The sequence below is a fragment of the Catenulispora sp. MAP12-49 genome (genome assembly GCF_041262705.1).
Taxonomy (GTDB): domain Bacteria; phylum Actinomycetota; class Actinomycetes; order Streptomycetales; family Catenulisporaceae; genus Catenulispora.
The window spans coordinates 63,622-75,506 of sequence record NZ_JBGCCP010000011.1 but is presented as its reverse complement, the minus strand read 5'-3'; the positions used below and the strand labels follow the sequence as shown (position 1 = coordinate 75,506).

General features: G+C 71.7%; 8 protein-coding genes. 4 read left to right on the top strand and 4 right to left on the bottom strand.

Translation table 11 applies throughout. From position 1 onward, the window contains the following. The first annotated feature begins 42 nt into the window (after window positions 1–42). Complete coding sequence (locus ABIA35_RS21225) at window positions 43–933, top strand: GNAT family N-acetyltransferase (protein WP_370341479.1); 891 nt, start codon at window positions 43–45, stop codon at window positions 931–933. Window positions 934–965: 32 nt separating this feature from the next. Here ABIA35_RS21225 and ABIA35_RS21220 read toward each other — a convergent pair whose 3' ends face one another. Then, window positions 966–1,697, bottom strand: coding sequence for a hypothetical protein (locus tag ABIA35_RS21220; protein ID WP_370359014.1), 732 nt, complete (start codon window positions 1,695–1,697; stop codon window positions 966–968). 119 nt (window positions 1,698–1,816) lie between these two features. Between ABIA35_RS21220 and ABIA35_RS21215 the strand changes: the two genes are divergently transcribed. Next, window positions 1,817–2,974 (top strand): GDSL-type esterase/lipase family protein, encoded by a 1,158-nt coding sequence (locus tag ABIA35_RS21215; protein WP_370359013.1) that lies wholly within the window; start codon window positions 1,817–1,819, stop codon window positions 2,972–2,974. Between the two features lie 77 nt (window positions 2,975–3,051). On the opposite strand, the gene ABIA35_RS21210 is transcribed toward ABIA35_RS21215, so the two are convergent. From ABIA35_RS21210 to ABIA35_RS21200, 3 genes are read right to left on the bottom strand one after another with little or no spacing between them, the layout of a single operon-like run. Then, window positions 3,052–5,241 carry a germacradienol/geosmin synthase gene (locus tag ABIA35_RS21210; RefSeq protein ID WP_370359011.1) on the bottom strand — a complete coding sequence of 730 codons (2,190 nt, stop codon included), beginning with the start codon at window positions 5,239–5,241 and terminating at the stop codon, window positions 3,052–3,054. Window positions 5,242–5,289: 48 nt separating this feature from the next. Further along, window positions 5,290–5,994 carry a hypothetical protein gene (locus ABIA35_RS21205; protein WP_370359010.1) on the bottom strand — a complete coding sequence of 235 codons (705 nt, stop codon included), beginning with the start codon at window positions 5,992–5,994 and terminating at the stop codon, window positions 5,290–5,292. A 51-nt stretch (window positions 5,995–6,045) separates the two neighbouring features. Further along, complete coding sequence (locus ABIA35_RS21200; protein WP_370359009.1) at window positions 6,046–8,448, bottom strand: phosphoketolase; 2,403 nt, start codon at window positions 8,446–8,448, stop codon at window positions 6,046–6,048. An 87-nt stretch (window positions 8,449–8,535) separates the two neighbouring features. Here ABIA35_RS21200 and pta point away from each other — a divergent pair, with 87 nt between their 5' ends. Together pta and ABIA35_RS21190 are read left to right on the top strand one after the other, a co-directional pair. Further along, window positions 8,536–10,668: a phosphate acetyltransferase gene (gene pta, locus ABIA35_RS21195; protein ID WP_370359147.1), complete on the top strand. Its 2,133-nt coding sequence runs from the start codon at window positions 8,536–8,538 to the stop codon at window positions 10,666–10,668. Further along, window positions 10,665–11,807 (top strand): acetate/propionate family kinase, encoded by a 1,143-nt coding sequence (locus tag ABIA35_RS21190; RefSeq protein ID WP_370359008.1) that lies wholly within the window; start codon window positions 10,665–10,667, stop codon window positions 11,805–11,807. The genes pta and ABIA35_RS21190 overlap by 4 nt, the downstream gene beginning before the upstream one ends. Window positions 11,808–11,885 lie beyond the last annotated feature (78 nt).

The window sequence follows — 11,885 nt, the reverse complement described above, 5'->3', positions numbered from 1 at the left end:
TCGGACCCGGTGCGGCGGGCCGGTGCACGCAAAGATATTGCTATGACGGACAGCCTGCAGATCACGCGCGCGTCCCTCGCCGACTGGCCCCTCATCCAGGGCTGGTGCGCCGACGAGGGATGGAACCCCGGAGACCACGACGGCCCCTGCTTCCTGGCGCAGGACCCCGAGGGCTTCTTCGTCGGGCGGATCGGCGGCGAGCCGGTCTCGGCGGTGTCCGTGGTGAACTACGGCGAGGACTTCTCCTTCCTCGGGCTGCACCTGGTCAAGCCGGAGTTCCGCGGCCGCGGCCACGGCCTGGCCACGTGGAAGGCGGCGCTGCCGCGGGCCGGCGCGCGCACCGTCGGCCTCGACGGGGTCCTGGCGCAGCAGGACAAATACCGGAAGTCGGGTTTCACGGACGCGCACCGCACCGTGCGCTTCGTCGGCGACCTGACCTCCGACGGCTCGGGTTCGGCGGCCGCGGTGCCGCTGGCCCAGGCCGGCTTCGGCGAGGTCGCCGACTACGACGCGCTGTGCTTCCCGGCGCCGCGCCCGGTGTTCCTGCGCGAGTGGTTCGCCGCCCCCGGGCACGTCGGCAGGGCCCTGATCGTCGACGGCCGGCTCGTCGGCTACGGCGTGCTGCGCACGGCCCACGACGGCCACCGCGTCGGCCCGCTGTTCGCCGACTCCCGCGTCTACGCCGAGGTGATCCTGGACGCGCTGGTCGCCGGGGCCGCCGGCGACCCGGGGTTCACCGGGCGCGGCGGGACGGGCCGCACCGGCGCGGCGCGCATCGTGATCGACGTGCCGGATACCAACCGCGAGGCGCTGGCGATGGTCGGCGCGCTGGGCCTGGAGCCCTCGTTCGAGGTGGCCCGGATGTACACCGGGCCGGTGCGCGAGGTCGATCACGGGAAGGCGTTCGGGATGACGTCGCTGGACCTCGGCTGAGCCGCTTGAGCGCTGAGGCCCGGTAAGGGTTTCTAGAGCTGGTCGTAGGTCCTGAAGGAGTAGAACGCGGTCGCGCTGAGCCGGTTCGAGCCGGACGGCGAAGGCAGGCCGAGGCGGCGGTTCAGCTCCCCGGCCGCCCGGCCGCAGCCGCTCACCTCCGGCGCGGAGAAGGTCTGGTCCAGCACCTGGAAGGTGATGATCGGCGGGTCCTGCGACAGCCAGTTCGTGCTGCCCGGGACCCGCGCGGCCGCGACCTGGACCGGCGCCGCGTCGGTGCCGATCGAGCAGCCCCGGCCCAGGCGCGGGCCGGTGAGCTGGAAGGTGAGGCTCATCGCGCCGGTCTGGCTGTAGAAGTCCGGGGCGGCGGTCAGGTGCGGCTGGATCCACAGCTTCGGGCCGTGGCCGTCGCCGGACTGGCCTCCCGGGACCGGCAGGCGCGCGGCCCGGAAGCCGCCGAAGACCTGGCCGGGGGTGCCGTCGGGCATCGGGCCCTCGGCGTGGGTGACGGCGGTGAAGTCGAACGGGAGCACGGCGCCGCCGATGGTGGCCGTGCCCTCGGCGACCAGGACTTCGCAGCGCCACTCGGCGGGGTCGACGCCGGCGGGCAGCTGCGGGCAGTCGCGGTAGTCGAAGGCCGGGACGGCGGCCGACGCGGCGGGGACGGCCGCGGCGGGTTCAGGGGTCGCGGCGTTCGCGGCGACCGGCATGGCGGCGGTGGCGGCGACGATGCCCGCGGCCGCGAGGAGTGCTGACGTCTTTCGCATGGCTCCACGATGGCCGAGCCAGGGGCCCGCAGGTCAGAGAGCTGCCACCCGAGTCGGGGTAGGGCTGGCCCCCCAATTCTGCGCGACCGCCGGTGATCTTCCCTGTTACCTTCGACGGTATGACAGACGCGCTGCGGCAGGTGCCGCTCACCGACGGGCCGGCCGAGATCCGCGGGGCCCTGGAGGTCGTCCCGACGGAGGTCGGCGTCCTGCCCCGGCGGCTGCCGGAGTGGACCGTCGCGCAGTCGGACGCGTCGATGGAGCGCCAGGCCACGGCCGGATCCGGGGTGCGGCTGGCATTCCGGAGCGCGGCCACGGTGATCGAGCTGGACGTGCTGACCACGGTCCCGATGATGGCGGAGAACGAGCCCCGGCCGGACGACGCGGGGACCTTCGAGATCACGTGCGACGGCGTCGCGGTCGGCGAGCCGGTGCCCGCCCCGGTGGGCAACGTGCAGTTGATGGACCTGACGATGACGCAGGTCGGCTTCGTGGCCGGCCGGCCCGCGACGGTGCGCTTCCCGGCGCTGCCGGCCGGGCCGAAGGAGATCGAGATCTGGCTGCCGCACTGGGCGAGGACCGAACTGGTTGCCCTGCGCGCGGACGCCGACGTCGAGCCGCCGACCCCGACCGGGAACCGGAAGTGGCTGCACCACGGGAGCTCGATCAGCGCGTGCAACGAGGCCGAGTCGCCGCTGGGTGTCTGGCCGGTGATCGCGGCCCGCGCCGCCGGCGTCGACCCGGTGAACCTCGGCTTGTCAGGGAACTGTTTCCTGGACCCCTTCGTCGCGCGCTCCATCCGCGACGCCGAGGCCGACCTGATCAGCCTGAAGCTGGGCATCAACTTCACCGCCAGGGCCGCCTACCGGCTGCGCACCCTCGGCCCGACCGTGCACGGCTTCCTGGACACCGTCCGCGAGGGGCACCCGGACACGCCGCTGCTGGTCGTCGCGCCGATCGCCTGCCCGGCCCTGGAGCGGACGCCGGGCCCGACGGTCTGGCGCGAGGACGTCTTCCACGCGACCGGCGACCCGGCGACCGTGGCCGCCGGGGCGCTGACACTGGAGGTGGTGCGGCGGGAGCTGCGGCGGATCGTGGCGGAGCGGGCGAAGCAGGACCCGAACATCTTCTATCTGGACGGATTGCGGCTGCTGGCCCTGGACGAGGCCGACGAACTCCTCGGCGAGGGGCTGCACCCGACGGCGGCCGGGTACCGGGTGATCGGGGAGCGGTTCGCGGAGATGGTGTTCGGGGCTGGCGGGGTGTTCGCCGGGTAGGCGTTCGCGGGACTGCGGGGCGTGGCCGCCCGGTTCGCGCCGGCCCCGGGTCGTGCGTACCGCCACAGCGGAGTAGATCAGCCGGCCGCGTAAGGCTGGTGCGGCACACTCGCGGCGTTGCCGCCGAGCGAGCCCCGGCCGGGACGCCCGAGGCGGGCCACCCGCCGCCGGTGCTGCTCGGCCTCCGGATAGCGTCCGGTCTTCTCGTGCCAGTTCAAGATCGCGGCCATCCAGTCGCGCAGTTCCTGAACGTGAAGCTCCAAAGCCGTGCGGGTCGCGGACGACAGGCGCATCGTGTCGGCCAGGGCCGGGATCTCGACGTCGGCGGCGTGCTGGAAGGTGTCGAGCCGGGCCGTCATCAGGGCACTGAGGATCTGCACGGCCCGGTCGCGGTCGCAGTCGAAGAAGTCCTGTACGACCAGGACGCCGTTGTGGACGTCGCCCTCGAATTGGATCTCCTTCTGGTAGGAGTACAGGTCGTTCAGCAGGCAGCTCCAGTCGGCGGCGGCGTGCTCCAGCGCCGTCACCGGACGGCTGCGCAGCACCTCGGGCGGGACCGGTCCGTGGCCGAGCCGGGACAGCGCCATCGTCAGGTCGGAGCCGAAGGTGTCGCGGCGCATCTCGACGTAGTCGATCGGGTCCGGGATCCGGCGCACCGCGTTGTTGTCCAGCTCCCACAGCCAGCTGTCGATCATCGCCTGAGCACCACGGCGCAACGCCTCGCGGGCCGCCGGCGAGGCACCGGTGGTCGAGCGGCGCCACAGGTCGGCGAGGCCGCGTTCGAGAGCTGACGCCGGCGTGGGAGGCGTGTCGGACATCAGGGTGCTCAGACGCTCGTTGCAGAGTCGGGCGCCGGCCCGATCGCCGGTCGCCCCGAAGGCCGCCGGGTAGTAGTCGTCGGCGTACGTCCCCCACACCAGCCAGGCGGTCGCGAGGTCGAGCTCCTCCAGCGGGGCGTCGGGATGGATGCCCGCGGCGCACAGGGCGAAGTCGGCGCCGACGAGGTGCTTCTCGTCCCAGATGTCGTCGAAGTAGCCGATCTGGCGCGACCAGTCCACCGCGTGGCGGCGGGCGACCGCCAGGTGTGGGCTCAGGCGCAGCTCGGCCTGGGCGTCGAAGGCGGGGATCGGGGTCGGGCCGACCTGCTCGTAGGCGGGGTGGCTCAGGCGCTTCAGGCGGGCCGGCATGGTCTTCGCGACGGAGGCCAGGATGCGCGCGGCGGAGGTGCCCAGGCCCAGGGGGCCGGGCAGCGCGGCCGGTGCGGCACCGCCGTCGGCGGCGTCGTTCATGTAGCGCGACGAGCGCAGGTGCCACTCATGCCCGCCGGCCTGCCAGTCCTGCAGGCCCTTGATATACAGCCCGACCTGGAGCGCCTCCACCGGCCCGACGCCGTGCTCGGCGAACAGCGGAGCGAGCTCGGTCAGCGCGGTCTGCTCGAACTGGTGCAGGCGGCTGGTGAGCAGCTGGTTGGTGTGGTCCGCGGCGGTCTGCGGGTCGCAGCCCAGGAAGTGCTCCAGGACCAGGACGCAGTTGGAGTTCTCGCCCTCCACCTCGACCTCCCGCTGGTAGGAGAACAGGTCGTTGCGCAGGTGGACGGCGTCGGCGAAGGTGTCCCTGAGCACCCGCAGCGGCCGGCTGGCGGCGACCCGGTCGGGCACCTCGATCCCGTTGGCGTGCTCCACGAGGTGCGCCGACCACGGCGCCCCGCCGACCTTGCGCCGCATCTCGATGTAGTCGACCGGATCGGACACCCGGTCCTCGGTGATGTTCGCCAGCTCCCACAACGACTCCTCGAGCAGATGCCGGTTGCTCTCGGCGAACCGCCGCCGCCAGGCCTCGGTCTTGGCCGGCACCGTCCGCAGCCACAGATCGGCCAGCCCCGCCTCCACCGCATTGGTCGGCTCCGGCGCCGCCGCCAGGTCGCCGACCGGCATGAACGCGGGTAGCCGATCCAGATAGGCCCGGGCCCCGACCATGTCGCGCGGCTTCTTGTAGACCTCCAGAAAGTGGTCGTCGAAGAAGAAGACCCACACATACCAGTCGGTGACCAGCGCCAACTCCTCGGCGTCACAGTCAGGGTGCGTATACGCGCACAGCAGCGCGTAGTCATGCCGGTCGAAGTCGTCCTCGTCCCACACCCCCGATCCCTCGATCATGCTCAACCCACGCGCCCACGCCTTGGAATGGACGCGCGCGTACTCCAGATGCGGGTTCAGGCGGGCTGGGTACGGCATGTAGAAATCGGGCAGCTGGAACGGCTTCGGCATACGTTCGAAGCTAGGCGGGGCACGATCGGCCGAAAAGGGGTGGCGCAATCAAACCAGGGGATCGGGTGAAATCTGAGTGCTGATGTTCCAGGCGGACGGCAGCTCGGCGTCGCAGAAGACGCAGAAGCCCTCGCCATCGCGGACCAGGTTCACCTCACCGCAGCCGACACAGCGACGGAACAGGACCTCGCTCGTGAACGCGGCGGGGCGGCCCACGCCGAGCCGGTCCAAGGCACCGGCGACCGCCGACCAGCACGCCACGTCAGGGCGGTAGCCGGTCGACTGGTTGCTGACCGACGCGACGCACCACCGCCCGGCGCGCCGTTCGAAGGCGATCTCGCCGGCGGCCAGCACCGCCGCTCCGGCCGCGCAGGCCACATGCTCGCTGCGCCGAGGAGCAACGCGCAGGACCCCGTCGGGGATGACGACATAGGTGAACGGCTCGGCGCGCTCATCGGGCGGCCGGGCGGCGAGCCACCCTGCCAGCGCTTCGAGATCGGTGAGCGCGGTTCCGGCCGGAGCGTCGGCGACCCCGGCCTTGATGTCGGCTGGCCCGACGCGGCGCTCCCCCGAATCCGCGGCCAGGCTCGCCCAGGACGCCGACCGTCGCGACGTCAGCTGGCGAGCATGGCGCAACCCGGCCCTTCCCGCCGAGGCCCTGGTCTCACTCCTTCTCCTGGAGTGCGGCTGCTCGTTGGGCACCTGCATCGCCCAGAACACCGCCATGAATCCCGGGATCCCGCCGGAAATCATGCGCCGCATGCTTGAGCGGGCGGCCGAGGTTGTGTCAACGGGGCAAAGCCCTCAGTAAGGCCACACCCACCCCGAAATCGCCGGATCATCCTCCCCGAACTCCCGCGTGTACTGCCGCGCCTTCAACCGCGCGTCCAGCAGTTGCTGGCGCACGTGCCCGGCGCGCTCGGCCAGGCCCGGGACGCGGTCGATCGCGTCGATCGCCAGGTGGTAGCGGTCGATGTCGTTCAGCATCGCCATGTCGAACGGCGTCGTCGTGGTGCCCTCCTCCTTGTAGCCGCGGACGTGGAAGTTCACGTGGTTGGTGCGGCGGTATGTCAGCCTGTGGATCAGCCACGGGTAGCCGTGGTAGGTGAACACCACCGGCTTCGCGGTGGTGAACAGGGCGTCGAACTCTTTGTCGTCCAGGCCGTGCGGGTGCTCGTTGCTGCCTTGCAGGCGCATCAGGTCCACGACGTTCACCACCCGGATCTTCAGGTCCGGGAAGTGCTGGCGCAGGATGTCCACCGCCGCCAGGGTCTCCATCGTGGGGACGTCGCCGGCGCAGCCCATCACCAGGTCCGGTTCGCCGTCGCCGTCGGTGGAGGCCCACCCCCAGATGCCGATGCCGCGGGTGCAGTGCACGATCGCCTCGTCCATCGACAGGTACTGCAACTGCGGCTGTTTGCCGGCGACGATGACGTTCACGTAGTCCCGCGAGCGCAGGCAGTGGTCCGCCACCGACAGCAGGGTGTTCGCGTCCGGTGGCAGGTAGACGCGGATCACGTCGGCCTTCTTGTTCACCACGTGGTCGATGAAGCCGGGGTCCTGGTGCGAGAAGCCGTTGTGGTCCTGGCGCCACACGTGCGAGGTCAGCAGGTAGTTCAGGGAGGCGATCGGGGCGCGCCAGGGGATGTGGCGGGTCGTCTTCAGCCACTTCGCGTGCTGGTTGAACATCGAGTCGACGATGTGGATGAACGCCTCGTAGCACGAGAAGAACCCGTGCCGCCCGGTCAGCAGGTAGCCCTCCAGCCAGCCCTGGCACATGTGCTCGCTCAGCGGCTCCAGGACCCGGCCGTCCACCGACAGGTGCTCGTCGTCCCACGGCACCGTCTCGGCGTTCCACATCCGCCCGGTCGCCTCGAACAGCGCCTGCAGCCGGTTGGAGGCCGTCTCGTCGGGCCCGAAGACCCGGAAGTTGTCGGCCCCCGAGCTGTCGGTCATGATGTCGCGCAGGAACGTGCCCAGGATCTTGGTGGACTCCGCGTGCTCGATGCCGTGGCCGATCGGGTCGACCGCGTAGTCGCGGAAGTCGGGCATCTTCAGGTCCCGCAGCAGGACGCCGCCGTTGGCGTGCGGGTTGGCGCCCATGCGCCGGCTGCCGGCCGGGGCCAGCGCGGCCAGCTCCGGCATCAGCGTGCCGGCCGGGTCGAACAGCTCCTCGGGACGGTAGGAGCGCATCCACTCCTCCAGCACCTTCAGATGCGCCGGATTGGTGTGCACGTCGGACATCGGGACCTGGTGCGAGCGCCAGGAGTCCTCCGTGCGCTTGCCGTCCACCGTCTTCGGGCCGGTCCAGCCCTTCGGCGTGCGCAGGATCAGCATCGGCCAGGCCGGCCGCGCGCCGCCGTCCTTGCCGTTGGCCGCCCGCGTCCGGATGTCCGCGATGCGGTCGAGCATCGCGTCCAGCGTCGCGGCCATCGCCTGATGCGCCTCCAGCGGGTCCGCGCCCTCCTCGCTGACGACGGTGAACGGCTCGTAGCCGTAACCCCGCATCAGCTGTTCCAGCTCAACCTGCGGGATCCGGGACAGCACGGTCGGGTTGGCGATCTTGTAGCCGTTCAGGTGCAGGATCGGCAGCACCGTGCCGTCGCGCACCGGGTTCACGAACTTGTTCGAGTGCCAGGATCCGGCCAGCGGCCCGGTCTCCGCCTCGCCGTCGCCGACCACCGCGCAGACCAGCAGGTCCGGGTTGTCGAACGCGGCGCCGTAGGCGTGCACCAGCGAGTAGCCCAGCTCGCCGCCCTCGTGGATCGAGCCCGGGGTCTCCGGCGCGACGTGCGAGGGCACGCCGCCGGGGAAGGAGAACTGGCGGAACAGCTTGCGCATCCCCTCCTCGTCCTGGCCGATCCCCGGGTAGACCTCGCTGTAGGTCCCTTCCAGATAGACGTTCGCCAGCACGCCGGGACCGCCGTGCCCGGGGCCGGCGACATAGATGGCGTCCAGGTCCCGCGCCTTGATGACCCGGTTCATGTGCGCGTAGATGAAGTTCAGCCCCGGCGTGGTGCCCCAGTGGCCCAGCAGCCGCGGCTTGACGTCGTCCAGGCTCAGCGGCCGGCGCATCAGCGGATTGTCCAGCAGATAGATCTGGCCCACCGACAGATAGTTGGCGGCGCGCCAGTAGGCGTTGACGGCGTCGAGGTCCTTGGCGGACAGCGGGCCCTTGCGCTGCGAGCTTCGAGAAAGGCGTGTCACCCGACCAGCCTCCGTCGGCTGTCGCAGGCCGCGCCCCTTGTGCTGCGCCGGACGGGTCACCCTGGCATGATCGCGGATGTGGACGGAGTGGATCGGGAGGCGACCGCGGCGCAGGGCCTGTACATCACCGCGACCGACGCCGCCAGCGGGAAGACGGTCGTCGCCCTCGGAGTGGCCGAGGCCATGTCGCGGCGGGTGCGGCGGCTCGGGGTGTTCCGTCCGGTGGTGCCCGGCGGCGGGGCGGTCGACGCGGTCGTGGACCTGATCCGCACCCGCTACCGCGTCGACGAACCCTATGAGGACTGCGTCGGCACCACCTACGACGCGGTGCACCTGGACCCGGCGCGCGCGGTCGAGACGATCGTCGACCGCTACCGGGCCTTGGCAGCACGCTGCGAAGCCGTGGTCGTGGTCGGCTCGGACTTCACCGACGCCGCGAACACCACCGAGTTCGGCTTCAACGCCAACGTCGCGGCCAACCTCGGACTGCCGGTGCTGCTGGTGGTCGGCGGCATGGAGCGCACGCCGCAGGACGTGGCCGCGGTGGTCCGGGTCTCCCGCCAGGAGCTGACCCGGCTGCACGCCACCGAACTGGCCGTGGTCGTCAACCGCGTGCGGGCCGGCGCCGAGCAGGAGGTGCGGCGGGAGATCGCCGCGGTGCTGGGGCCGGAGGGGGACGCCGCCGCGCCGCTGGTCTACACCATCCCCGAGGTCCCCGGCCTGACCGCGCCGACCATCCGCGACCTGGTCGACGCCGCCGACGGCCGGCTGATCAGCGGTGACGAGGCCCTGCTGGACCGCGAGGCGGCCTCCCTGGTCGTGGCGGCGATGTCGCTGCCGAACGTGCTGGACCGGCTCACCGAGGGCGTCGCGATCATCGCGCCCGGGGACCGCACGGCGGGTCTGGTGCCCGGCCTGCTGGCCGCGCACGAGGCCGCGAACTTCCCCGCTTTGTCAGGGGTCTTCCTCACCGGCGGGTTCACCCTCCCGGCCAGCGTCTCGCGGCTCTTGGAAGGCGTGTCCTCGCCGCTGCCGATCATCGCCAGCCCCGAGGACACGCTGCCGACCGCGCTGCACCTGGCGGCGGTGCGCGGCGAGATCACCGTGGCGCACCCGGGCAAGGCCGAGACCGCGCTCGGCGCCTTCGCGCGCGGCGTCGACACCTCGGTGCTGCTGAACCGGCTCAACGTGACGCGCTCGGTCGCCGTGACGCCGCTGATGTTCCAGGCGCAGCTGCTGGAGCGGGCCCGGTCGCAGCGCCGGCGCATCGTGCTGCCCGAAGGCGGCGACGACCGGATCCTGCGCGCCGCCGACATCGTGGCCCGGCGCGGCGCCGCCGACCTGCTCGTCCTGGGGGAGGAGGAGAAGGTGCGGGCGCGGGCCAACGCCCTGGGCCTGGACCTGGCCGGGGTGCGGATCGTCAGCCCGGCCGACCCGGTCCTGGTCGAGGAGTTCGCACGCGTTTACACCCGGCTGCGCGAGCACAAGGGCATGACCCTGGACAAGGCCCGCGACATCGTCCAGGACGTCTCCTACTTCGGCACGATGATGGTCCACACCGGCCGCGCCGACGGCATGGTGTCCGGGGCCGTGCACACCACCGCGCACACCATCCGGCCGGCCTTCGAGATCATCCGCACCGAGCCCGGCGTCTCGGTGGTCTCCAGCGTCTTCTTCATGCTGCTCGCCGACCGGGTCCTGGTGTACGGCGACTGCGCGGTCATCCCCGACCCGGACGCCGAACAGCTCGCCGACATCGCGGTCTCCTCGGCCCGCACCGCCGCGGCCTTCGGCGTGCCGCCGCGGGTCGCGATGCTGTCGTACTCCAGCGGCGAATCAGGGTCCGGACAGGACGTCGAGAAGGTCCGCGCGGCCGCTAAGCTGGCCCACGAACGCGACCCGGACCTGCCGCTGGACGGCCCGATCCAATACGACGCCGCCGCCGATCCGGAGGTCGCGGCGCTCAAACTGCCCGGCAGCGCGGTGGCCGGGCGTGCGACGGTGTTCATCGTCCCGGACCTGAACACCGGCAACAACCTCTACAAGGCGGTGCAGCGCAGTGCCGGGGCGGTCGCGGTCGGGCCGGTGCTGCAGGGACTGCGCAGGCCGGTCAACGACCTGTCGCGCGGGGCGCTGGTGCAGGACATCGTGAACACGATCGTGATCACGGCCGTGCAGGCTCAGGGCGAGGAGAACGTGAACGAGGTGAGCGGACGGTGAAGCAGGTCCTCGTCCTGAACTCCGGCTCGTCGTCGATCAAGTACCAGCTGCTCGACATGGACGACCGCAAGCGGCTGGCGGTCGGCATCGTCGAGCGCATCGGCGAGTCCGCCGGCAGCGTCGCCGACCACGCGGCCGGCATGCGGGTGGTGCTGGACGAGCTCCAGGAGGCCCTGGACCGCTCGAACCTGGCCGCGGTCGGGCACCGGGTGGTGCACGGCGGCGACCGGTTCCGCGGCCCGACGCTGATCGACGACGAGGTCTGCGACACCATCAGGGACCTGATTCCACTGGCGCCGCTGCACAACCCGACGAACCTGACCCTGATCGAGGCGGCGCGCTCGGCGTTCCCGGACACGCCGCAGGTGGCGGTGTTCGACACGGCGTTCCACCAGACGCTTCCGGCGCCGGCCTACACCTACGCGGTCCCGAAGGAGTGGCGCGAGGACCTCGGGGTCCGGCGTTACGGCTTCCACGGCACGTCGCACCAGTACGTCTCCCGGCGCGCGGCGGAGCTGCTGGGACGGCGCCCGGAGGAGGTGAACATGATCGTGCTGCACCTGGGCAACGGCGCCAGCGTCTGCGCGGTGCGCGAGGGTAAGAGTGTTGACACCTCGATGGGCCTGACCCCGCTCGAAGGCCTGATCATGGGCACCCGCTCCGGCGACCTGGACCCGGCGGTCCCGGCGTACATCGCGCGGCAGACCGGCCGCGGCGCCGAGGAGATCGACGCGACGCTGAACAAGGAGAGCGGCCTGCTGGCCCTGGCCGGCAGCAACGACCTGCGCGACATCGACGCCGCTGCGACGAAGGGCGACGAGGCCGCGCGGCTGGCGCTGGACGCGTACTGCTACCGCATCCGCAAGTACATCGGCGCCTACCTGGCCGCGCTGGGGCGCGTCGACGCCGTGGTGTTCACCGCCGGGGTCGGCGAGAACTCGGCGACCGTGCGGGCCGGGGCGGTCGCCGGGCTGGAGAAGCTGGGGATCGCGGTGAGCCCGAAGCGCAACGGGCAGGAGTCGAAGGAAGCGCGGTACATCTCGCCGTACTGGGCCGAGACGGCGGTGCTGGTGGTGCCGACCGACGAGGAGATCGAGATCGCCGACCAGGCGCTGGAGGTGCTCGGCCGGGCCGGCTGACCGGTCGGCTGCCCTTGTCGGCTCACCGGACGGCCGACTGTTCGGATCGCTGTTCGGATGGCCGGCCGGGTGACATCA